Origin of the sequence: Sphingobacterium tabacisoli (assembly GCF_017908035.1) — a bacterium.
Lineage (GTDB): Bacteria > Bacteroidota > Bacteroidia > Sphingobacteriales > Sphingobacteriaceae > Sphingobacterium > Sphingobacterium tabacisoli.
Window position 1 is genome coordinate 2,132,164 of record NZ_JAEQMU010000001.1, and the last position, 25,102, is coordinate 2,157,265.

The following is a 25,102-nucleotide window of genomic DNA, read 5'->3' on the forward strand; positions in this document are numbered from 1 at the left end:
TTAATCCATATACTCCAAATGTTTTTCACAAAAAATCCTCATTATGCAATAACACAATGAGGATTAAGCGATTATTTTTAACAAATTATTAAATCATCTCTACACTTCGTTTTACAAACGATGTTAAATCAGCTCCGGTCAGTAATCCTCGTGATAATAACGCTAAATCAAAAGCCTGCTTAGCTAATTTCTGTCCTTCTTCCTCTCCACTTTCCAACATACGTTTTACCAAAGGATGGTTACCATTTACGCTGACTTTATAGTTATCCGGAATATTACCATAGAATCCCATTCCGCCACCTGTCTTTGCCATATCTTTCATGCGACGCATAAACTCGTCTAACGTTACAGATACTGGTAACTCATCAGCCTTCAAAGCTTCGATCTGCACATTCATATCTGTACGGTTGATTGCTTTCTGAAATAAGTCAGTTGCTTTTTTACTTTCTTCCTCCGTCAGGATTAGCTCAATCTTCTCATCCTTTTGAATCAACTTATCGATAACATCCGAATCCACACGTTTTAACTGGATCTTCTCTCCTCCTTTTTGCTCTAAATAAGAAGTGATATGTGTATCGAGTGGCCCGTCTAAAACCAGGACATCATACCCTTTCGCTATCGCCGTAGTGATGAAACCGTCCTGCTGTGCGACATCTGAGCTATACAAGTACACGATATTGCCATCTTTATCGACTTGAATATCTTTTACCTTTTCATAATACTCTTTTAAGGTATAGCTTTCCTTATTTGTATTTTCCAACAAACAGAACTCATTTGCTTTCTCTGCAAATTTCTCATCACTCAACATCCCATACTTTATAAAAAGACCAATGTCTTTCCATTTCTCTTCAAATCCTTTACGATCAGACTTGAAGATTTCCTGTAATTTGTCCGCGACTTTCTTAGTGATATAGTTATTGATTTTCTTCACATTGCCGTCAGCCTGTAAAAACGATCGAGATACGTTTAAAGGAATATCTGGTGAATCAATAACACCATGCAACAACATCAAAAACTCTGGGACGATATCCTTCACCTCATCGGTAATAAATACCTGACGCGAATAAAGCTTAATCTTATTACGTTGGATCTCTAATTCATTCTTTATTTTCGGGAAGTAAAGAATACCTGTCAGATTAAATGGATAGTCAACATTTAGATGAATCCAGAACAAAGGTTCATCCATAGATTGTGGATACAGCTCGCGGTAGAAAGCAAGATAATCTTCATCTGTTAACTCCGAAGGTGACTTGGTCCAAGCCGGATTCGTATTATTAATAAAGTTATCAACTTCGATCGATTTGTATTTAGGTTTACCCTCTTCATCTTCGCCATCAGGTTCCGATGTAGTTTTTGTACCGAAACGAATAGGCACAGGCAAGAACTTGGCATACTTATCCAAGATTTGCTGCAATTTAAACTTATTTAAGAATTCCTCAGAATCTGCATTAACATGTAGAATGACATCTGTTCCACGTGTCGTACGTGTACCCTCCGAAATTTCGTATGATGTACTACCATCACAGGTCCAATGCGCTGGTTCAGCTCCATCCTGATAAGATAACGAATCGATCTCGACACGGTCAGCCACCATAAATGCCGAGTAGAAGCCTAAACCAAAACGACCAATAATCTCATTCGCGTCGTTTGCTTCTTTAAATTTTTCCATGAACTCAGTAGCACCGGAAAAAGCAATCTGGTTGATGTATTTTTTGATCTCTTCTGCTGTCATACCAATACCGTTGTCCGATATCGTAATGGTTTTAGCTGCTTCATCAAATTTCACATCAACAACGAGCTCTCCTACTTCACCATTGAACTGACCTAGCGAAGATAACCGTTTAATTTTCTGAGAGGCATCCACAGCATTAGACACCAATTCTCTTAAGAAAATCTCGTTATCAGAATATAAAAACTTTTTGATCACCGGAAAAATATTCTCGGTGTGGATCGAGATACTACCTTTTTCTTGCATATGTATTTTACTATTTAACTTTTTATTACTGCAATAAACTTATCAAGGCTTGTTCCAAAATCAACTTTAAGACAGAATGTCAGAATAACCTAAGAAAAAGCATTGCAACTCTGCCATTATTATCTTCTTCAATACGCATTCCGATCTACTTAGGTATAGATTTAAGACAACAATATATCTTATTTTGCCTAATTAGAGAATTAACTGAGGGGAAATAGAGGATTTATAGAGATTTACCTCTATGAACCCTCTATAAAACCTCTATTATGACTCTAGAAAATCTCTATTAAAATTGAAATAAGTATACCTAAAGTACCTACTAATATCCTATGAAGAAATATACAGGTAACAACAAAAGCAGAAAATGAAAGGTTCTTTTTGCTTTTATCAAAAAGTCCACTAACTTTGTAGCGTATTCAGAATTGCAAAAGCAATACCAACCGAGTGTAGTCACCGCGGTGGTAAAATAATACGGGTTTACAACCAAAATAAACGTCCTTAAAAGCGCTTATTTTTCTTACCGATTTCTGGATACAATTTATGGTTTAACAGCTAAATTTTTAAATTGTATGGCAACATCATTATCATTCTATCAACACTTACTAGAGAAGTTTGCACACTACTCCACCGAAGAGCTTATTCATCTTAACAATGAAACCATAAAAGGGGAAGGCTGGGGTTCTTCTAGATCCACTTTTAGGACAGCCATCATCGCTACTTTTTCAAAAAAAGGTATTGACTTGTCTCACATCATCACAAAAAACGATGGCTTTACCAGTATCCAATCGGTACCGGTAAAACTCGTCGAAAACACATTAGTCCCTATTACTTGTGAGCACAAGCAGGAATAACACAAAGGCATTAAACTATTAATGAGCGTGATCTAGTGCATAAAGTGCAAAAGTTCCAAGCCAATGTGACCCCATATAGTCATCTTGTGCAGACAGATTAGGAAGTGAGAATGCGATATGTTCGTTTGCTATTTTCTTCAAATGAGATAGCTCGGGTACGACTTTGGCTATACCATAGAGACAAGCCCCACGGCTATAGTTTAATCCATCAAGGTGAACTAATTTGCCATCTGTACGATCTTTGACCACAGCTGGGGACATACTGAATCCCTTATCAAATAGAGTAGGCATAAATTTTTTAAGCCAATCGCTATACGATTTCTCTTCTAGAATCTTGCTCATCAAATAAGCTTCCTCTAAGCATGGAGATAAAAAGTCATAACCACTCGGCTCATAAGCAAGATCGCAATTGACATCCCCAACAAAAAGACGCTTACCATGCTCTTTCAATACGGCTTCGAAAGCCTTATCTCCCACTGCCTGCGCGTAATCTAAGGACAGAGATAATCCAAAAGCAGAATTATCATGTTGGCCAGCACGAATAGGATACACTAATTTAGGAAGGTATTCTTTATAACGTGTCACCAAAAGATCCACCAATGGCTGTAAATTTGTCTTCCATTTTTGTGCATCAACATCATCCCAATTATTTAGACTTTCCTGAAGTTTAAACAACCAGGCCCACCCATAGGTACGTTCAAAACTTGTATTGTTCTTGTCCTTAAAAAAAGCCAGCTCTATTGCTACATTTTCGGGAGTGATATGTTGATTCAATATAGAACGGACTTTACCATCCTTATCTAGATCAGGATATTGCTGCAAAAGCTCCACGATAGACCAGTAACCGTGTACCGAGGAATGCCAGTCAAAGCAACCATAAAATATAGGTCGCAGTTGCTTTGGTGATTTTAAATCATCACTCGATCCTAATACCTGACCAAGTTTATTGGGGTATTCCACTTCAAGACAATGAATTGGTAAAGAAAAAATCTGACTAGCCTGCTCTTTAGTAAGATCAATACGCATAGCTGTGTCTTGACTGATCTCAGATTCTTTTGTTGCCGAATTATTACTACAATTAGAAAAAGAAATACTGCAGACAAGTGCCAAGGGGATCCATAGTTTGATTTGCATTTCGTATTTTTATTTAGCTTTAATAGAATTCTTTAAAATTATCACAATTACACTAAACTATCAAATCATGAACATAACAGACTTAGTTACAGGAGGAGTGGGTTCAAAAGCCATATCAGCGATTGCCAACCTATTAAACATAGAAGAAAGCAAGGCAAAATGGCTCGTAGCAGCGGCAGTTCCATTGATGATTGCGGCACTGAACTACAATTCAAAAAAAGGAACAGAACAAGAAGCAGGGATAAACAAAGCACTAGACCAGCACAATGGTGGTATACTTGATCAAATAGGCGGATTACTAGGGCAAGGTCCTACGGAAGACGACAATAAAATCGTAAACTACATGTTTGGCAATAATACTGAAATGGTAAAGGACAACCTCGCTGCCAAGACTGGAATCTCCGCTGACAAAATCGGTGGAGCATTAGCTATACTTGCCCCTATTGTCATGGGCTATCTCGGCAAGCAAAAACAAGAACAATCCTCTGGAGGAGGCCTCGGTGATCTATTGGGAGGGCTGATCGGTGGTCAATCAAGCAGTTCCTCAGGTGGTGGCATCTTAGGCAGTATCTTAGGATCAGTACTTGGTGGAGGCGCTGGAAATGAAGACAACACACAACAAGAATCTGCAAGCTTCGGTGGATTAGGTGATCTAGCAGGCGAATTCTTCAATAAGGATAAAGCCAATGACCAGAAAGGATCAGTATTGGATTCCCTCGTCGGAATGTTTACAAAGTAAGTAAAAAGGTTAAGGAGTTATAAGGTTATAATTCCTTAACCTTTTTTACTTTCCAATGAGATATAAAACCTTAATTTTGTAGCCTTGAAATAACCTCTCCGGAGGTATCAAAGTATTCATCATGTAGATGAGTTCTTTTCCTAAACAGGTTTTAAATGTCTATAAATAAAGGGTTAGTTGCTTTAGCTTTTGGTGGTCTCGCCATCGGAATGACTGAATTTACGATGATGGGTATATTACCTGACATCGCTTCAGATATTAACATCGATATTCCTACAGCCAGCAATTTGATAGGATTATACGCCCTGGGGGTAGTTGTCGGTGCTCCCACATTAGTAGCCGCCACCTCCAAGTACCCTGCAAAAAAAGTACTTCTCTTCTTAATGTTACTTTTCTTTGTCTTCAATGCACTTTTTACCATAGCTCCTAATCATTGGAGTCTCTTCATATCACGTTTTATATCAGGTCTACCCCATGGAGCATTTTTTGGGATAGGTTCCGTTGTGGCTGCTAAGCTCGCTAAGCCTGGTAAGGAAGCACAGGCCATCTCTATGATGTTTACAGGCATGACAATTGCCAATCTTGCAGGTGTACCATTAGGCACCTATATTGGACACCATTATTCATGGCGGATAACCTATGCTGTTATATCTCTTTTGGGGCTAATTACGTTTCTAGCCATTTACTTTTGGATGCCTATTATCCCAGCCAATAAGAACAATAACGTCATTCAACAAATAAGCTATTTCAAACGTTGGGATGCATGGCTAATGGTAGCTGTTATCGCTATTGGGACAGGAGGTCTCTTTGCATGGATCAGCTATATTTCAAAACTAGTTACTACCGTATCTGGGCTATCTCCGGATCAGGTATCTATCATTATGGTGCTCATCGGTGCAGGTATGTTTGTCGGAAATATTGTCGGGGGCAGATTAGCAGACCGCATCTCGCCTAGCAAAGCCGCTATAGCAAGCTTTTCTGCAATGGCCTGCTGTCTACTGATTCTCTTCTTTATCGCGCATATTACAGTATTAGCTTACCCGATGGCTTTCATTACCGGAATGATAGCATTCAGTATTGGCTCTCCACTACAGATGATGCTAATCAATAACGCAAAAGGCGCAGAAACCTTCGCTGCCGCAGGTGGGCAGGCTTCATTTAACATTGGTAACTCACTAGGAGCCTATTTTGGTGCTATCCCCATAGCTTACGGCCTAACTTACAACTACCCTTCTTTAATCGGTGTGGTTATGGCTTCGACTGGTGCTATACTGGCCCTGCTATTCTATCTAAAAGTAGAGAAAAAGCAAACTGTTCGAGGTAAAAAATTCGAGAACTTAGAAGAGTTAATCAAAGGCGATTAGACTAAGAATTAAAGAGGGGAAATAGCTATCCCAACCTGCTTTTTAGTATCTTGCATTTATGTTCTATGAAGCATCATGAGAGCAGGATATTGATTTGGCAACCCATGCTCCAGTACTAAAACAGCCTTGCAACAAATAGCCTCCCGTTGGCGCTTCCCAATCAATCATCTCCCCTACACAGTGAACTTTCGGAAATTTATACAAAGCGAGATTCTCGTCAAGTTCTTCAAAAGAAACCCCGCCTGCGGTAGAAATTACTTCTTCAATAGGCCTTAAGCCTGTAACATGAACCGGGTATCTCTTGATCGCCATAGCGAGTGACCTGGACTCTATAAACACCTCTTTGTTCAATCTTTTCAAAAGGACAATAGCTGTTTTCGACAGTTTTAATTGGGTTTTCAATAGCGACACCACACTTCCAACTCTACTAAGCCTGTCCACGATACTATCTACCGACATATTGGGCTTTAGATCAATCTCCAAATCGAAGGGAAAAGTATCCTTTCGGGTAAACCTATTCATGTAATAAAGAGGACTCCCTTCTATTCCATAACTTGTAAACACAATTTCACCGAGCTTAGTATAGTTTTTATAACGAATTTGTATATTCTTCAGTGCCTGCCCTTCGATATCACTCCAATCTTCTTGCGTGTTATATCCCGAATTAGCCGATTCGAGAGGTGTTACATTAATTCCCTTTTGTTCCAATATCGACGCCCAAGAGGCATCAGACCCCGTCTTTTTCCAGGAAGCACCTCCTAATCCCAAAATAAGCTTCTCATATCTACAGGCTACAATTTCTCCTTTATGACGTAGATATACATTATTAACATCAAAATCTACCAATTGAAATTGGTAGAAAATGGATACTTCCAATTCTTTAAGATAGGCGAGCCAAGCCTGTAATACCTGAATAGGCTTGATGTGTCTTTCAGGAAATATTTTACCCGAGCTTCCCACGTAGGTAGGAATACCTATTTTAGAAAGCCATGTCACAGTTGCTTGATTATCGAAAGACCTAACGATCTCTCGAACAAAAGCCACATTATATTTCTCGACAAAGGCATCTATAGGTTCGCTATGTGTAAGGTTAAAACCGCCATCTCCTGCCACCAAAAACTTCCGTGCCGCTGCTTTGTTCTGTTCATAGACATGTACTTTATAGCCCTGAATAGCTAACTGTTGGGCCGCCATCAGTCCTGCGGGCCCAGCCCCGATAATAACAATGGGATTACGACTCATCGAGACTTCTGTGATTAGTGTACTCTACTTTTAAATAGTTTGTCCTTAATATCCTTGGATAGGTCTATCAGGTAACCATTAAATACGGCATAGTGTAGCTTTCCTGTCGCATCGCCAATATAAAAATTGGCTGTACCACCTAAATCCATGCTTGTCGTAGGAAAAAACTGTTTCTGTGTAAAAAAATGAATCGGTAGGCTATGCAGACTACTGGCTCTTGAACCTCCAATCGTCTTCACTGGAACAGCCATGATTCCTTTTTTCAACAAATCAAAAGCATCTTTCGGACTTAGAACAGAAGCGCTATCCAATACCACGTTAGATACCCTAGCAGGAATAAATTGTAATCCCTTTGCATCTACTTCATCATAACCAAAAGACTCCTGCAAATCACCGATATCTTCAACTCTGCCACGTACGAAATAATCCCGATCGACGGAGGTCTCTCCTCTACGGATAGCTATATCTGTCTGAAATGCTGTAGAGTCTGTCTTTATAGACAGATTACGAATGACAACATCATGTAGTTGTGAAGCATTAAAAGGTATCTTTTCGTAATCTTGGACTTCATATTGTCCATAAGAGCCTTCAGCAATCTGGATTAAGGCATTGAGAATAATGATAAAATTCAACTTTCGTATTTCTTGCTTTTCAGCATCACCTTTACGCCCTCCAGACTCGATCAGGACAGTACTTGCACCCCAGGACTGAAAATTGTCTCCAAAGCCTCTTGGAGTATGTGCATCATCATATTTAGCAACCGCATCAGGTATATATCGTTGAAGCAAACTGTTCATTCCGACAATTATTTTCATCGCATCACCGCGCACCGTATTGATTTCCCTTTCGTAATTATACGCAGGAGCCAACAAAGAGATCTGCACTGGATTGCTTGTCTCCGGAACATTATAATAAATATTTTGGTCATGCAGATTAAACCCATATCGTGGTTTCACGACCTTAGCTCTTTCTTTTAGTAAAGCTCCTTCTACCGTTTGCCCTGCGCGGGCATCTCTGTTCATATCAATACTCTGGGCAGTACGTCGGGTAAACCGTTCGGCGCCATCGGGGTTTAACATCGGTATAAAGTGCAACTTCAGCTTACTTTTCAATAATTTACGCACCGCCTCCTGTCCATCGTCTTTGCCTTCCAAAAAGTTAAACAAATCGAATAGAGCCATCGTCGCCGTAGGTTCATCCCCATGCATCTGAGACCAAAGCATCACCACTTTGTCCCCATCACCATAAGTCAGCTCATAAATTGTTCTTCCTTCAAATGATTTACCAATAGGATCGACCTTCAAAACCTCCTTATTCTTCCGATCTTGTATTAATGCTTCGATATCCGAATGCTTAAAGCGCCGGTGTTGAAGTGAAGGCTCTTTGTATGTATTATATACTGTATTATAGGTAATTGTATCCAGATTCATAGCTGAAGAATAATCCGAAACGGGCGTCTCCCCCCTTTCACATGTTGTAATTGCACCAAGAATTAACAGAATAGCGAGTAGCTTCATAGTAGTGATTTTTCTAAATATTCGATCTTCCCTATACTGGCGTCCATACGGACACGGACTCCCACAGGCATTAGGAATTGATCTGATATATGTCCAATCATCGCGCCAGAATACGCTGGAATTCCCAAAGGTTTAATATAATCTGTGAGCATCTGCTCGACAGTAAGTGCCCCGTATCCGCCAGAAGGGCCACAATTGGTACACTTGCCAAATATAAATCCTTTTATCTGCGACAGAATACCCGCATTCATCAATTGACAAAACATCCGATCTAAACGATCCGATTTTTCATCAATCTCCTCTACAAACAATATCTTATCCTTGAAATCAGGTAAGTAAGGCGTACCACATAATCCCGCTAATAGCGTCAAATTTCCTCCCAGAATGGAACCTTCAACAACACCGGGAGTGATTGTTTGTATCCGGTCTTTATACTGTATAATCTGTGTGTCGGATTTTTTGGGGTTCTCAAAACTGGCTAACTTATTCTCAAAAAACTGATCTTTAAATAATTGAGCCACATAGTTACTCCAAGTACTGATTCCTACCACACCATGAAAAGAAACCAATCCCACCTTGGTGTAAAATGCGAGAAGCAATGCCGTCACATCGCTATAGCCGAGCAATACCTTCGGATTATTTGCAATCAGGTTATAATCGATATGATGAAGAAGCCGTGACGCGCCATTACCTCCTCGAATACAGACAATAGCCTGCACGGACTTATCTGCAAACATGGCATGCAGATCTTCCAAACGCTGCTCATCCGTGCCCGCTAGATTACCATAGCGTGCACGAATATTTTTACCTTCCTTTACAGCAAAGCCAAAGTAGGCAAACACCTCTTTGGCCATACGGATAGATTCTTCGTCTTCTACTGCCCCTGCAGGAGCAATTAGTCCTATGGTATCACCTACTTTCAGTACATTCCCTTTCAACAGGGCATTGGCACTAGTAAAGTAAGAATCTGCCTTGGCGAACTTTGACAAGGTAAGTGCACCTGCTCCGAGCCCCAGACTTTTTAAAAAATCTCTTTTGTTCATTCTATTATCCTGTTATCGAGTGAACTTGTTATCATGTTATCGCCCCCCCTTTTTATCTAGTTATCCTGCTATCAATTGAACAGGATAACTAGATAACTTGTTAACTACATAACCTTATAACTTCCCTTACCTATTAAACAGCAACCGATGTCCTGATCCTACTTCAATAATCTTGCCTTCACTGTATGCTAAATTTCCGGAAACAATAGTATGTACGATGCTAGAAGAAAAAGTATGTCCTTCATAAGGTGACCAGCCACATTTGGAAAGAATATTATCTTTAGTGACTGTGTATCCTTTATTCAGATCGACTAACACTAAATCTGCCCAATAACCTTCACGAATATACCCACGCTGCTCAATTTCAAAACAGATAGCCGTATTGTGTGCTGTCTTTTGAACCACTTGTTCAAGTGTCATCTTCCCTTGTTTCACAAGGTCCAACAGTGCTTGCAAAGCATGCTGTACCAAAGGTCCTCCAGAAGGTGCCTGAAGATAAGGTTGCTCTTTCTCTTCGATCGTATGTGGCGCATGATCCGTAGCGATTACATCAATATGTCCATCCAAAACTGCAGCTAAAATCTGATCTCTATCCGTAGCGGTTTTCACTGCGGGATTCCATTTGATATAGTTACCCTTTGTCTTGTAATCCGCATCTGAAAACCAAAGATGATGAATACAGGCTTCGGCAGTGATTCGCTTTTGTTCCAAAGGAATGCTATTTGTAAATAAAGCTGTTTCCTTACCTGTGGAAATGTGTAAAATATGAAGTCTTGTATTATTCTTTTTTGCAAGTTCAACGGCTTTGGAGGAGGACAGGTAACAAGCTTCTTCCGAACGGATCAACGGATGCATGTCTATCGTAACGTCTTCGCCATATAGCTCTTTGTAATGTGCTAGATTAGCTTTAACAGTACTCTCATCTTCACAGTGTGTAGCAATCAGTGTAGGCGCATTCTTAAATATCTGATCCAGGGCTTCTTCATTATCCACTAACATATTACCAGTAGAAGAGCCCATAAATATTTTAATACCACACACATCGCGAGGATTTGTTTTCAAGACCTCACTCAGATTATCGTTGCCTGCTCCCATAAAAAAAGAATAGTTGGCCAACGAACTGTCTTGTCCGATATCATATTTATCCTGCAACAAACGTTGTGTTAAAACATTAGGCACCGTATTGGGCATTTCCATAAAGGATGTAGTACCTCCAGCTACTGCAGCCCGACTCTCTGTAAAAATATTCGCTTTGTAGGTTAATCCAGGTTCGCGGAAATGAACCTGATCGTCAATCAAACCAGGTAAAAGGTGCAACCCTTCGGCGTTAATCTCGCGATCTGCCGGCAGATCAATTTGCCTTGCTATCTTTTCGATTCGACCGTTTTTTATAAATAGATCCCGGGCTTCAATTTTTCCTTCGTTGACTACCTGTGCATTTTTTATTAAAAGAGATGACATATCGTGATTGTGAGTAAGATTAAAATGATACACAAACTTACTAAAGAAAACGGTCTACACCTATTTTAATCATCAAAAGTTCCTTCAGGAACATAAAAATATTCCAGGTCTTTTTTATTCTCGATAGACCTACACCCTCCGTTTTGAAGCAATAGAATCCGCGTACTTATATCCAATACCGTATTATAATGATGATCGGATATCACAAAACCTTTGCTATTTCTGTGTTGAAGAATCAATTCCTGAATCTGTTCTTTAAGAAACGGAGACACTCCCGAAAACGGCTCGTCCAATAGATAATATGTAGCCTTTTGTGCCAGTAAAAGCAATAATTCCAAATAACGCTGCTCCCCCACTGACAAATCGGCTATTTTCTGAAAAAGAACTTTTTGTAGGATTGGGTCTGACATTATCTTTTCTATTTTATCACCATCCTTCAACATAAAAAAAATCATTTGCTGAACAGTTTTACTGCTGGGTAGGAAACGGTCCTGAGGTAGATAACAAACCTCCTTTGAAAGATAAGGGCTCTGAATCCGCTTTCCATCGAGCCGGATTAACCCATTCTTAGGTTTCAGAATCCCAAATAAAATTTTCAGGAGTGTAGATTTACCACAACCATTACGTCCCAACAAGGCGACAACCTCCCCTGGTTTACAATTAATAAAGACACCTGACAATAAGCTATATTGATTTCTATAACTAAATTCTATAGAATCCGCATACAACTCTTTCATATCCATAGCAGGGGTAAAAAAACTGTTCCTAAGACAGTGTTAATCAAAAATGAACCTAAAACCAAACGGCCTTTGGAATACCCAAGATTACAATAGATATACTTTGATTTTTTATAAAAAAAAGAATACAACCATACGCTGAGGAAAAAGCCAAACGAAACAAAGACCCAGTAGAATAGATCTATTGACGCTATACCAAGCGCTGTAGTTAATGCTAAATTAACCGGCAGAATTTGTTTATAGAAAAACCAGTACACCTTCATAATTTGGATTTACAACTCCAATATAAGGGAATACATCCAGCTTGTCCTATTTTTTAAATCTTTTTAACACAATCTAAATAATCCCATGCAAAGATCCTCCTTTTGCTCCCAATCGATCGATATGACGTTCTACCGTCTCATCTTTAATCAGATCGGGGGCATGGTGTGGCTTACGACGGGCATCAATTATTACAGGCCCTTCGCAACCCCAATGTTTGAACTTCGTAAAAGAACGTACGCCATAAATATCGAAAGCAGGATTAGACTTGGTAAATGTAACCCACACAAAATTATTGATGCTTTCCGCAGTAAATCCTGCATCATCCACGATAACCAACATCGGAATACCTTCAAAATTAACCTCTTTAGCGGCATCACACCAAGCTGATAAAACAGCCTGTTCTTCTTCGTAAGAAGTAAATGCAGCACCATCTAAAATAAGTATCCCTGGCAAAGCTAGCTTGGCATTATTGAAGGGTCTCGGTAGATTTAAATGAACTGGCAAAGCTGTAGCCAGTGTACGTTTTTGGGAACCAGCCGCCGCAAACACGACCTTAGATCCCGCATTCAGACCATCACCGGAATAGTCTAAGGTATCTATTGTTGTATTGGTATGAAAATGCAAATCACGTGTTAAATCTATTCGTTCAAGCACATGCCCCAGATAACCGGATATGTCGTGAATATCCAGATCTGGATTATCTTCATCCGCTGTTATAAATAGGTACTTAGCGAGACTCAATTGGTTTTTACCTAGGATCTGGTTGGCGATAGTCAAGATCTCTTGGGGACGATCGACCTTTTGATAAGGGGTATAACTCTCCCTACCGATAGCGAATAACAAGGGGTGTACCCCTGCTGGATCGACCGCATGAACCGCCTTTAATCCAGCTATTTCTTTAGGGATAGCACTACCTGTAATTTCGTGGATCAATGCACCAAAACTAGTATCTTCTTGTGGTGGTCGTCCTACTACAGTAAATGACCAAATAGGATCTTTTTTGTGGTACACATTATGTACACGCATCAATGGGAAGGGATGGGTCAAACTGTAGTAACCGATATGATCGCCAAAAGGACCTTCGGGCTTGTTTTCGTTAGGGTAGACGGTACCTGTAATCACGAAATCGGCATCGGCAGAAATACAAAACCCTTCATCATCATAGAAATATCTAAACCTACGATTACCTAAAGCTCCGGCAAAAATCATCTCCGACAGCCCTTCTGGCAATGGCATGACTGCAGACAAGGGATGCGAAGGAGGACCTCCAACAAATATACTCACTTTTAAAGGCTTACCTAATGCATTGGCCTTTTGCTGATGTACACCGATACCGCGATGCAACTGGTAATGAAGCCCGATTTCCTGATCCTGAATATAATCATTTCCTGAAAGTTGAATGCGGTACATTCCTAGATTGGCCTTCATAATGCCAGGCAGCGATACATCCTCAGTATATACTTGAGGCATCGTCACAAAAGCCCCTCCGTCCATGGGCCAATTCACAATTTGGGGAAGCTTACTGATTTGGGTTTTACCATAGAGAATGGGAGCGTTCGACCTTTTTTTCCAAGGTAAGGCACCTAAAGCCACAGCAGAAGAACCAATATACTGAAAGGGATTTTTCAATACTGCTGAAGGGTCCATCTTCACATCGACAAGCTTCTTGATGTGTATTAAGGTGTCCCGAAACATAAACTTGGATCGATCCAATGTGCCAAACAAATTGGACACAGCCGGGAACTCAGATCTCTTTACATTCTCAAATAGCAATGCAGGCCCCTCTGCATCGAAAACACGCATATGAATAGCGGCCATCTCCAAATAGGGATCAACTTCTTCCTTTATCCGTACTAAATGTCCATGCTGTTCCAAATCGGCAACACAAGCCGCTAAACTAGAGTATCCCATATCTTTGCTTAAGTGAACAACAAAAATAGCAGAATATTTCTGCTAAAAAAACACGTTACAGTGTAAAAGCCAGGCTTTCCTTGATGGGCAGTGGTTTAAAATCGACTTGTTGTTGCCATATCGAATTATCCGAAACTCCCCCTCCCATAATTCCCATCAGATAATCATCATACAACTCACTGTCTATCCCGTACAGCAATTTATTCAGCCATATCGAGACGCTCTTACTAGGAATCGAAAAAATCTTAATTTTAGCTGTTTCTCCTCGGTTATTGATATACCATTGTATCAAATCGCTGATCGCCATCATTCGTTCGCCTCCAAACTCCACGCGTTGATTGACAAAACTATCTTTCCAGTTGACCTTTTTTATAAACGAAAAAACATCAGACAATATAATCGGTCGAAATTTCTTATTTGCTAGACCGGAATATAGATACACGTATCTATTCTTCAGCGCTTCTTCCATGAACAAATCAAAAGAGCTTCCTAAACCAATAGCCAAATCCTTTAAAAAAACAGTATACATCACGCCCAACTCCACAAAAAGAGACTCAACAGCCTCTAGATAGGTTCTATCAGAAGTTCTACTGACATAAACAATACGATTACACCCATTACGCTGTGAAAGAAAAATAAAATTTCGGAGAGATAACAATTCATATTGAACACCAAGTTCGTCCCTTTGATTGGGTATCTGCGCAAAATATATTGACAATTCAATTCCCTCGACATTAAAACCATAAAAAGATCGCTCCTTTTTTATCAAATCAACGGAGTGCAAAGTCGCATCAATTGAAGTCCCCATCCTTCCTTTCAAAAGATTTAGATCCCGAGCTATTCCATGAATACGATATCCTTCGCCCGGCAGATAGGTCAACCCAGCGCGCCCAAGATAAGAGTTCAATCCACACAGCAATAAATTCTTCATCGTATTCTATATATTAGATAACCTACTCATTAGAGACAAGCTTACTTTTCAATTTTTTGTTTTCGCAAAAATAAGAGACTCTTCATTATCAGTTCGTTAAAAAAAGCTAAAAATTCTTCCTCAACTAGACAAACTCTCACTTTGTTTGAATATTGTAAATATTCAAGGTTGCCCATCCGACAATCCGGTAAATATAATATCTTTACAAAACTTGAATTTAATCTAAATAAGTACGTGGTAGGTAAATGAGCAAAAAGGTTATTTTAGTTTGGTTTAGGAATGATCTTCGTACCCATGACAATGAGGTATTGCAAAGTGCTATTCAGAAAGCAGATTTTATTATTCCAGTTTATATTTTCGACCCCCGTTATTACCAAGAGAACAAATTTGGTTTTAAGAACACCGGAGAATTTCGAGCAGATTACATCGCGCAGACTGTCTTTTCTTTAAAAGAGAAATTGCAATCTTTGGGAGGAGATCTGTTGACCTATGAGGGATATCCGGAACAGATCATCCCCCAACTGGTCCAAAAATACGATGCCGATGAGGTGTACCATCATCGTGAAGTAGCAAAACGCGAAACAGATATCTCCGAACTAGTGGAAGAAGAACTCTGGAAAGTGAAAAGGAATTTACGTCACTTTATCGGCCACACTTTGTACCATAAAGAGGACTTACCTTTTCCTATTCGAGACATCCCCAATGACTTCAATACATTTCGTAAAAAAGTAACAAAAGAGAGCTTTGTTCGTGGTTGTATAGCAGATATAGAACAGGTAAACCTTCCTCCTCATCTAGAGAAGACTATATTTCCCTTTGATCTCCCGGATGCAACGCCTCAAACTGGAGAATTGGCGGCAAACGCTAAGCTAAACGACCTGATAAAGGAAACAGAAATGAATATGGAAAGTTATACGGAGCTATCACCCTACCTTGCACTAGGAGTACTCTCCCCTGCTTATACCTATCATTTTCTCAAAAATAATACTACGCCCAAGAACAAGAAAGGAATTAACGCCTTCTTAGAAAATCTAATGGTAAGGGATTATTTTCGTTTTATGCTAAAAAAGTATCCAAACTGCTATTTCAAAAGCAACCAGGGATTACCGGACAATAATTCATTAACTTCATGGACAGAAGGCCAAACCTCCTGCGACACTGTAAATAACCTGATGTCTAAACTGAACACCACAGGAAGATTGACGCGCAGAGAACGGGAAATAGTAGCCTTACACCTTATTTATGAGCTTAATGAGAGCTGGCTTGCTGGAGCCGCCTGGTTCGAGCAACAGCTCGTAGACTATGCGCCTGCGACCATATATGGCTTTTGGGCACATATGGCAGGTCAAGGAACAAGTATTAAAAATAATAAATCTACAGGAGATTGGGACAAAGTTAAATCTGAATATGCAAAGCTAGCCGTTTAAGATAAAATAAGACTCAACTTATCCAAGTGAGCCATTTAAATTTACAGCTATTAAATTGACACTATTTAACTACAAAAACTTCAATTTCAGTACTCGAAACTCCTATTTAATTCCTAAATTTGGCAAATTCTTTAGACTTATATCAAAAGTAAATGGATAAATTGACATATTTGAGTAACGCCGATTCGAGCTACGTCGATGGCTTATATCAAGCGTACAAGCAAGATCCGAATTCGGTAGATTTTGGATGGCAAAAATTTTTTGAGGGTTTTGATTTTGGTCAAGGCGCTGCAGGTGTCAACATCGACACCGAAAATGTTTCAGAACATGCGTTGAAAGAAATCAATGTGCTAAACATGATTCACGGCTACAGAGACCGTGGACACTTGTTTACACACACTAACCCTGTCCGTGAGCGCCGGAAGTACTATCCTGGCAAAGAGCTAGAGACTTTTGGTCTATCGGAGTCAGACATGAATACCGTATTCAATGCGGGGATTGAAATCGGCCTAGGCCCTGCCAAACTACGCGACATTCGTCAACTTATCGAAGATACTTATTGCCGTTCTATAGGAGCGGAATTTAAATACATTCGTAACCCTGAAAAAATAAAATGGTTGCAGGACCGTATGGAAGCGGATCGCAATACGCCGAACTACTCCCCAGAGCAGAAAAAACGTATTCTGCAAAAACTGAACAGAGCGGTTGTTTTTGAAAGCTTTTTAGGTACCAAATTCTTGGGTCAAAAAAGATTTTCTCTAGAAGGTGCTGAAAGTTTAATCCCAGCCTTGGACTCTGTTATGGAGAAAGGTGCTGACTTAGGCCTTCAAGAATTTATGATCGGTATGGCACACCGTGGCCGGTTAAATGTATTGGCCAATATCATGGGCAAGCCATACAAGACTATTTTATCTGAATTTGAAGGTAAAATGTATAAAGAAGAGGATCCTGAACTACAATTTGGTGGAGACGTAAAGTACCACTTGGGCTACTCTTCGGATATAACAACCGACAAAGGCAAACACATACACTTGTCGTTAGCACCTAACCCCTCGCATTTGGAAACAGTAGGTCCAATTGTTGAAGGAATGGTTCGTTCAAAAATCGACATGAAATATGATGGTGATTCTTCTAAGATAGCACCTATATTGATCCATGGAGATGCAGCAGTTGCTGGTCAGGGTGTTGTTTACGAGGTTACACAAATGTCTAAACTGGACGGTTACAAAACTGGTGGTACAATTCATATTGTTATCAATAACCAAGTTGGCTTTACTACCAATTATAAAGATGCCCGTTCCGGAACATATTGTACCGATGTTGCTAAAATTACATCTTCACCGGTATTCCATGTCAATGGAGATGATGCTGAAGCGGTCGTGTATGCTATCAATCTTGCGGTAGAATACCGTCAAAAATATAAAACAGACGTTTTCATCGACTTATTATGTTACCGTCGTTATGGTCATAATGAAGCAGATGAGCCTAAATTTACGCAGCCACTACTTTATAAGTTGATTGAAAAGCATTCTAACCCCAAAGAGGTATATGCTAAAAAATTAATCGATGAAGGTTCAATCGACGCTTCTTATGCCAAAGAGGTCGAAAAAGAATTCAAAGATTACCTACAGACACAACTAGATGCCTCCAAAGCAGTGGAGAATCTGGAAGAAGAAGTCCCTATGTTTGGTGGTGCCTGGAAAGGGTTACGCCCTGCTAAAAAAGCAGATATATTTAAAACGGTAGAAACCAAAGTTTCGGATAAGACATTCAAGGAATTAGCGACACAGATTACATCTCTACCAAAGGACAAAAAGTTCTTCCGTAAGATTTCGAAACTTTTCGAGGATCGTGCTTCTATGATTGAAAAAGACGCGTACGATTGGGCAATGGGTGAACTTATGGCTTATGCTACCCTATTGAATGAAGGCAAGCGTGTCCGTATTTCAGGGCAGGATGTACAACGTGGTACGTTCTCACACCGTCATGCGGTATTGACATTAGAAGATTCGGAAGAGAAATACATTCCATTGGCTAATGTCAAAGGTGGTGATAAATTCAACATCTACAACTCTCTACTTTCAGAGTATGGTGTTCTAGGTTTTGACTATGGTTATGCTTCGGCCAACCCGCAAGCACTTACCATCTGGGAAGCACAATTTGGTGACTTCTATAATGGTGCGCAGATTATTGTTGACCAATACCTGAGCAGTGCTGAAACCAAATGGAAACGTTCTAACGGTTTAGTAATGATGCTTCCACATGGTATGGAAGGTCAGGGACCAGAACACTCTTCAGGACGTATCGAAAGATTCTTAGAGCTGTGTGCTAACGATAATATGATTATTGCGAACTGTACCACACCAGCTAACTATTTCCATTTGTTACGCCGTCAGTTGGTTCGCGATTTCCGTAAACCACTTGTTGTATTCACACCAAAGAGCTTGCTTCGCCACCCTAAAGTGGTTTCAAAAGTAACAGACTTCACAAAGGTTAACTTCCAAGAGGTCATCGACGATACATCTGTAAAAGCAGCTTCAGTAAAGCGTGTGCTCTTCTGTACAGGAAAAGTATACTACGATTTGTTGGAAAAACAACAAACTGAAAAACGTAATGATATCGCTATCGTACGTATCGAACAGTTATACCCTGCGCCAGTAGATCAATTACTAGCGATCCGTAAAAAGTACAATAAAGCTACAGCTTTCATTTGGGTACAGGAAGAAAACGAAAACATGGGCGCATGGCCATATTACTGTCGTTCGTTCCGTAGATCCGAAATTGAGTTTACAGACGTAATCGCAAGAAAAGAAAGCGGTAGTCCGGCAACAGGCTATATGAAACAACACATCGCTCAACAAGAAGCAATAATTAATAAAGCATTTGAATAACAAATTATAAAAGTCAAACGTTGTATAGATAAAACCTATACAACGCTGGCTTTAAAAAGAACACATATGAGCTTAGAAATCAAAGTCCCTACGGTTGGTGAATCAATTACCGAAGTAACCTTAGCCCAATGGCTAAAAGAAGATGGCGACTACGTCGAAATGGACGAAAACATTGCCGAACTGGAATCAGACAAAGCTACATTTGAACTACCCGCTGAAAAAGCAGGTATTCTTCGTATCATCGCACAAGAAGGTGATACTCTAGAAATCGGTGCAGTAGTATGTACTATTGAAGAAGGTGATGCACCTTCTGGAGATAAAAAAGCAGATGCTCCTGCAGCTCCTGCCGCAACAACGGCTACACCTCAGGCTGCTGAAGCTTCCGAAAATCCAGATTCGTACGCAGCTGGAACAGCTTCTCCTGCAGCCGCTAAAATTTTAAGAGAAAAAGGAATTGATCCATCTACCATAAAAGGTACAGGAAAAGATGGTCGTATCACGAAGGAAGATGCTGAAAAAGCACAAGCTAAACCAGCAGCTCCTAAGGCTGAATCTAAGCCAGCCGTAGCTACTACAGCAGTACCTACAGTAGCAGGGGCACGTAATGAGCGTCGTGAAAAAATGAGCTCCCTGCGTAAAACAATAGCTAAACGTTTGGTATCCGTTAAGAATGAGACGGCAATGTTAACAACCTTCAATGAGGTAAACATGCAACCAATCATGGACTTAAGAGCCAAATACAAAGACATTTTCAAAGAGAAACATGGTGTTGGTCTTGGTTTCATGTCTTTCTTCACTAAAGCTGTTACTACAGCATTGAAAGAATGGCCTGCAGTAAATGCACGTATCGAAGAAAACGAAATCGTTTATTCTGATTTTGCAGATATATCTATTGCTGTTTCTGCTCCAAAAGGATTAGTCGTTCCTGTAATCAGAAACGCGGAGTCGATGACTTTATATCAAGTAGAGAAAGAAGTTATCAATCTTGCGACTAAAGCTAGAGATAGTAAATTGACGATAGAAGAAATGACAGGTGGCACATTTACAATCACCAATGGTGGGGTATTTGGATCTATGATGTCTACTCCGATCATCAATGCTCCTCAATCTGCAATCTTAGGTATGCACAATATTGTACAACGTCCTATTGCGGAAAATGGTCAGGTTGTGATTCGTCCAATGATGTATATTGCTTTGTCTTATGACCACCGTGTTATTGATGGTCGCGAGTCAGTAAGCTTCTTGGTTCGTGTAAAACAATTGCTAGAAGACCCTGCTCGTTTATTACTAGAAGTATAATATCACTACATATACCAGGTTTAAAAGGCCGTCTTTAACAGGAGCGGCCTTTTATTTTAAAAAAAGCCTATTATGAAACACTTGCTCCGTCTTATTGTCTTTTTAATATCCATGTTGTTTTCTGTTGGCAATGGGTACTTAAAAGCGCAAGAAATAGGTGTAAAATTAGACTTCTTTGGGTATGCTGATAATAGAGAGTATGGAACTACTTATACAGAAGACAAAACTATCTTTGGCAGTTTAATATCACCTCAACTGTACTTTAAACTCAGTGATAACCACGCCTTATATGGTGGGGTTCATTACAACAAGGATTTTGGTAGCCGCCAGCAAGATAAGCGTGCATTCAATCCTATAGCTTACTATAACTACACATCGACCAATATAGACTTTGCAATAGGATTTATACCGCGATACGAACGGCTGAAAAATGTCCCTCGTGTAGTATTGGCGGATACCTTTATGTATGACCGTCCAAATCTAGAAGGTATGTTCTTCAAATATCGTAAAGAAGGCTTTGAACAGCGTGTATTTATTGATTGGCTAAGTAAGCAGACCTTTACGGATCGCGAACGGTTTATGGCTGGGATTGCAGGAAGTTACCATCAGGGGCTGTTCTATGTAGAACACGCGGGTATCCTCTATCATAATGCCCTAACAAGTAATGATGACCTTGATGAGCATGTACAAGATAATGGCGTGATTACGGCAAATGTAGGTTTAGACCTGAGCGACAAAACGACATTAGACTCTCTTACTATAGATGCTGGGGCGGTCGTTGGTTTTGACCGTATCCGCACAAAGTATGATATGCAGGTTACAAAAGGTTTTATAAGTAAACAACATCTGGGTTATAAAAAATTTGGACTAACGAATACCCTGTACCTCGGACAAGCTCAAAACTTACCTAATGGAGACCCCTTCTACCGGAGGGACAAGTATGACCGAGTAGACCTAAGCTGGGCACCATTTACATCGAAAGCCATTGAAGCGAAACTCGTTGTTTCTTTCCATTTTTCAAAAGATCAAATAGATAATCAACAAGCTTTTACATTGCGTTACAACTTTGGCCAATCTTTATGGCACAAATAAACAAAAAACTTAGGCAATTACTATTTTAAGGCATAACTTTTGTGTGCGTATCCCAAAAAATGCACATACATGCACTATAAACTATTTCAACTTTTATTGGTAGCCTTTTTAACACTACCCAATTATCTCTGTGCACAGCACAACTACTTTCTTTTTAAATACAATAAGCAGTTCGGACTGACAAATCTAGAAGGAACCAATATCATCGAAGGGAACTTCACTACGCATAATGATCAGATTAAAGACTACGCACTATTTGGAAACAAGGAAAAAAAGGAATTTTTAATCAACCTAAAGACGGGCAAGAAGGAATCCTTTGATTATTTTGATGGTAATAGTATTTTCGTGGATAGTCAGTACTTTGCCAATGTGGAGAGGGAAGGAAAAAACTTTCTTTGGGGACAGAAGACGGGAGAGATTCTTCCTGTTCCAAAAGCTTTGCAAGGTCAAGTATTTCAGAGGGTCTATATGATTAACAAAGATTTTCTGTACGCTGTCGGCCAGGAGACTATATTCCCTCCTCAACCCAAAAAGAAAGCACCGACAAAAGCACGAACAGGCACAAAACCTCCTCCTATCGCTCCACCGGAGAAATTAGATCCGCCTAGACAGGTAACCTATGTCTATATCTTCAAAAATGAACGGGCAATGCCATTGATTACAAAAATAGAAGTAGATCAGGACAAACTTTTCGGAAGCAATACACCTACTGCCATATTTGACTTTTATAATCTAGAGAAAATAGATAAAGAGAAAACAAATGACATGGTCTATCTAGCTACAGAACGCTCTTGGAACCCAGAGCTAAAACCCTGGCACTTCTATTATGATGCATCCTTCAATATAGCGTGTACCTTTAGTGCGGGTCGTCTTCTGGTTATGGATGGAAACTTCAAAAAGATAACAACCATGGACTTAGAAAAGTATTATGATAAGGATACAATAGCGGCCTACTTTCAATCTTTAAACCCTGACAAAGAAGTCCGATTGAACTATGCCGGATTCTCTCCATCTGTCGGAATGGCCGGTAGTGCTAGAAAGCCATTTTGGCAAGTAATACAAAAAGATAATACTTACGAGATCAGTTATCTTAATGAAGATCAATATATCCCCTACCTTTCTGCAGTAGCTGCAGAAGCAAAAGTATGGTACGACGACAAGCTGTATCTAAAAGACGAAAATGATAACGAATTAACGGTGGAATTGAATAGAAAAACACTCCAATTACCTATCCCGATAAAGTATAAAGAACAATTTAAAATACAACTTCTGTAAGAATTGGTCGTCATTCGGCGACCAATTTATTATGTATCATTCCATAGTTATATTGCTGAATGAAAGCATGCAGTTTTTTCGTCAAACTATCACTTACAGCTTTATTATGCTCTACAAGATTTTCTTTAAGCATTCCGTCTATCTTTAGGTTGTACAAAGAACTAGCCTTCTGCCCATCATAGGTCATAAAATAGTCTCCATTGAAGAAGTTAAATACTTCTCCAGTGGTGTTGACAACAAAGTTATCCTTACTTTTATCCAAAGCATCAAAGCCAAAAGCGAAATAAGGCTTTGGATAATTTAAGTAATTGAGGACTGTAGGCATAATATCAATCTGCTGTACCAACTTCTCAGAAACTCCTTTTAAATCGCTACCTGGATGATAAAACACGATAGGAATCGCAAATGTATTGGGTAAAGTCTGATATTCAGGCAAAGCACTTAGACTCGTATGATCTGCACAAATTACAAAAAGGGTATTCTTATACCAATCACTTTTAGATGCCTGATTAAAAAACTGTCTTAAGGCATTATCGGTATAACCAATTGGTTCCTGTAAAGCTACTGGCCCTTTGGGAAACACGCCTTGATAGTGTTCAGGAACTTTAAATGGATGATGGGAAGAGAGAGAGAAAAAACCAGCGAAAAAAGGTTGCTTTAAATGATCCATTTTATGCGCCATAAACTGCATAAAAGGCTCATCCCAAATCCCCCATATACCATCAAAATCAGCATCGTTATTGTATTCGTTCTTGCCAAAATAGTGTTTGATACCGGCCAACTGTGTGTATGCAGAAAATCCCATACTTCCATTGGGTGCGCCATGAAAAAAAGCTGTTTCATAGCCCTCATCTCCCAGTAACTTAGCTATACTTGTGGTTTTATTGCCAGAATATATAGATAAGACAAACGGTTCGCCTACGGAAGGAACACCTGTAATAACAGAGGGCAAGGCGTCTATGGATTTCCTTCCATTAGCATAAGAGCGATTAAAGGTAAAAGAATGCGATATCAAAGAGTCTAAGAAAGGCGTATAACCTTTATAATTTCCATGATCGATATCTTTATTCAATGCACCAATATGTTCCTTTCCAAAACTTTCCAAAATTAAAAATACAACATTGAGTTTACGAAAAGAAGCAGAATCACTAGGAAGATGAACAACTGGATATAAGGTATTAACTTCGTCCTGCGAAAAGTAGTGTTGTTCTTTAAGTTGTATTGCTTTTAAAGTTTTCAAGATGCTGAAAGGCGTATTCAGTACAATACTCATTTCTTCTGGATTTTTAACATAATCCCCAGCGTTACTCAGTGTGATCGGTCGTGTACTATGCGCCCAACCGCCACGGACCCCGCCAATAAACAAAAAGATAATAAGCAAAAATGATAAAGACTGAAATAGATAAAACTGCCAAGATAGCGACACTGGTCGTTGAATCTTAATCTTATCATAGGCCCAAGCTATTAAAAAGATGAGTCCCACAAATAAAAGTACCAAATACCAATATCCAATCAGAAAATCTAAGGTCAACTGTCCTAAATTTTGCTCATTTGAGAACTGGCTAAAAACAGTGCCAGTGGTGCGCTTTAATGTAAAGGGATAATAAGCATAATCCACTAAACTTAAAGCCATTGCAATACTATTGGTAACTACAAAAATCCATTTACATATTTTTTGATAAAGTGAATTGTACTTAAAAGGGAACGGCACTATCTGCAGTAAAATAAAAAGTATATTAACGTACAAAATAGCGACTGTATCAAACTTAATACCACCAATAAGCATTGTTACTAAAGAACCACTATCTACCTGTGGAAACAAAGCATGATTGATAGCATAGAAACCTATCCGCAATAAGGCGTACAGCAGTAGTAGGACGATAAAAAGAATCACAAGTAATCCAAGTGAATTCCAACTGTTACGTATAGTATATGAACTCTTCATTGCT

General features: G+C 39.5%; 18 protein-coding genes and 1 riboswitch. Of the genes, 8 read left to right on the forward strand and 10 right to left on the reverse strand.

The annotated features are described in order from the left end of the window. Positions 1-88 precede the first annotated feature (88 nt). Positions 89-1,975 carry a molecular chaperone HtpG gene (gene htpG / locus JKG64_RS09070; RefSeq protein WP_210353965.1) on the reverse strand — a complete coding sequence of 629 codons (1,887 nt, stop codon included), beginning with the start codon at positions 1,973-1,975 and terminating at the stop codon, positions 89-91. A gap of 407 nt (positions 1,976-2,382) precedes the next feature. After that, a riboswitch (SAM-I-IV-variant riboswitch) is annotated at positions 2,383-2,476 on the forward strand. Between the two features lie 68 nt (positions 2,477-2,544). Here htpG and JKG64_RS09075 point away from each other — a divergent pair. Continuing rightward, positions 2,545-2,826, forward strand: coding sequence for a 5-oxoprolinase (locus tag JKG64_RS09075; RefSeq protein WP_210353966.1), 282 nt, complete (start codon positions 2,545-2,547; stop codon positions 2,824-2,826). Between the two features lie 18 nt (positions 2,827-2,844). Here the strand turns inward: JKG64_RS09075 and JKG64_RS09080 are convergent, their stop codons facing one another. Continuing rightward, on the reverse strand, positions 2,845-3,960 hold the full coding sequence (locus JKG64_RS09080; RefSeq protein ID WP_210353967.1) for a DUF2891 domain-containing protein: 1,116 nt from the start codon (positions 3,958-3,960) through the stop codon (positions 2,845-2,847). A 67-nt stretch (positions 3,961-4,027) separates the two neighbouring features. Between JKG64_RS09080 and JKG64_RS09085 the strand changes: the two genes are divergently transcribed. Then, positions 4,028-4,699, forward strand: coding sequence for a DUF937 domain-containing protein (locus JKG64_RS09085; protein ID WP_210353968.1), 672 nt, complete (start codon positions 4,028-4,030; stop codon positions 4,697-4,699). A 155-nt stretch (positions 4,700-4,854) separates the two neighbouring features. Continuing rightward, positions 4,855-6,063, forward strand: coding sequence for an MFS transporter (locus JKG64_RS09090; protein WP_210353969.1), 1,209 nt, complete (start codon positions 4,855-4,857; stop codon positions 6,061-6,063). 63 nt (positions 6,064-6,126) lie between these two features. Here JKG64_RS09090 and JKG64_RS09095 read toward each other — a convergent pair whose 3' ends face one another. The 7 genes from JKG64_RS09095 to JKG64_RS09125 all read right to left on the reverse strand — a co-directional run bounded on the left by JKG64_RS09095 (position 6,127) and on the right by JKG64_RS09125 (position 15,169). After that, on the reverse strand, positions 6,127-7,305 hold the full coding sequence (locus tag JKG64_RS09095) for a BaiN/RdsA family NAD(P)/FAD-dependent oxidoreductase (RefSeq protein WP_210353970.1): 1,179 nt from the start codon (positions 7,303-7,305) through the stop codon (positions 6,127-6,129). A 14-nt stretch (positions 7,306-7,319) separates the two neighbouring features. Continuing rightward, positions 7,320-8,822, reverse strand: coding sequence for a M14 family zinc carboxypeptidase (locus tag JKG64_RS09100; protein WP_210353971.1), 1,503 nt, complete (start codon positions 8,820-8,822; stop codon positions 7,320-7,322). Beyond that, positions 8,819-9,865 carry a S66 peptidase family protein gene (locus JKG64_RS09105; protein WP_210353972.1) on the reverse strand — a complete coding sequence of 349 codons (1,047 nt, stop codon included), beginning with the start codon at positions 9,863-9,865 and terminating at the stop codon, positions 8,819-8,821. The genes JKG64_RS09100 and JKG64_RS09105 overlap by 4 nt, the downstream gene beginning before the upstream one ends. A gap of 126 nt (positions 9,866-9,991) precedes the next feature. Beyond that, a complete protein-coding gene (locus tag JKG64_RS09110) occupies positions 9,992-11,326 on the reverse strand; it encodes a dihydroorotase (protein ID WP_210353973.1) in 1,335 nt (444 codons plus the stop codon). 65 nt (positions 11,327-11,391) lie between these two features. Then, positions 11,392-12,069, reverse strand: a complete 678-nt coding sequence (locus tag JKG64_RS09115; protein WP_210353974.1) for an ATP-binding cassette domain-containing protein — start codon at positions 12,067-12,069, stop codon at positions 11,392-11,394. 330 nt (positions 12,070-12,399) lie between these two features. Then, on the reverse strand, positions 12,400-14,238 hold the full coding sequence (locus JKG64_RS09120) for a UbiD family decarboxylase (protein WP_210353975.1): 1,839 nt from the start codon (positions 14,236-14,238) through the stop codon (positions 12,400-12,402). Between the two features lie 55 nt (positions 14,239-14,293). Then, positions 14,294-15,169, reverse strand: coding sequence for a Rossmann-fold NAD(P)-binding domain-containing protein (locus JKG64_RS09125; RefSeq protein WP_210353976.1), 876 nt, complete (start codon positions 15,167-15,169; stop codon positions 14,294-14,296). Positions 15,170-15,414: 245 nt separating this feature from the next. Here JKG64_RS09125 and JKG64_RS09130 point away from each other — a divergent pair, with 245 nt between their 5' ends. The 5 genes from JKG64_RS09130 to JKG64_RS09150 all read left to right on the forward strand — a co-directional run bounded on the left by JKG64_RS09130 (position 15,415) and on the right by JKG64_RS09150 (position 23,153). Beyond that, entirely contained in the window at positions 15,415-16,596 is a 1,182-nt protein-coding gene (locus JKG64_RS09130) for a deoxyribodipyrimidine photo-lyase (RefSeq protein WP_210353977.1), read from the forward strand. A 152-nt stretch (positions 16,597-16,748) separates the two neighbouring features. Beyond that, on the forward strand, positions 16,749-19,487 hold the full coding sequence (locus tag JKG64_RS09135) for a 2-oxoglutarate dehydrogenase E1 component (protein ID WP_210353978.1): 2,739 nt from the start codon (positions 16,749-16,751) through the stop codon (positions 19,485-19,487). A gap of 66 nt (positions 19,488-19,553) precedes the next feature. Continuing rightward, positions 19,554-20,786 (forward strand): 2-oxoglutarate dehydrogenase complex dihydrolipoyllysine-residue succinyltransferase, encoded by a 1,233-nt coding sequence (gene odhB / locus JKG64_RS09140; RefSeq protein ID WP_210353979.1) that lies wholly within the window; start codon positions 19,554-19,556, stop codon positions 20,784-20,786. A gap of 72 nt (positions 20,787-20,858) precedes the next feature. After that, complete coding sequence (locus tag JKG64_RS09145) at positions 20,859-21,878, forward strand: hypothetical protein (RefSeq protein ID WP_246512513.1); 1,020 nt, start codon at positions 20,859-20,861, stop codon at positions 21,876-21,878. 69 nt (positions 21,879-21,947) lie between these two features. Beyond that, on the forward strand, positions 21,948-23,153 hold the full coding sequence (locus JKG64_RS09150; RefSeq protein ID WP_210353980.1) for a hypothetical protein: 1,206 nt from the start codon (positions 21,948-21,950) through the stop codon (positions 23,151-23,153). Positions 23,154-23,163: 10 nt separating this feature from the next. On the opposite strand, the gene JKG64_RS09155 is transcribed toward JKG64_RS09150, so the two are convergent. Continuing rightward, positions 23,164-25,098 carry an LTA synthase family protein gene (locus JKG64_RS09155; RefSeq protein WP_210353981.1) on the reverse strand — a complete coding sequence of 645 codons (1,935 nt, stop codon included), beginning with the start codon at positions 25,096-25,098 and terminating at the stop codon, positions 23,164-23,166. Positions 25,099-25,102: the final 4 nt, after the last annotated feature.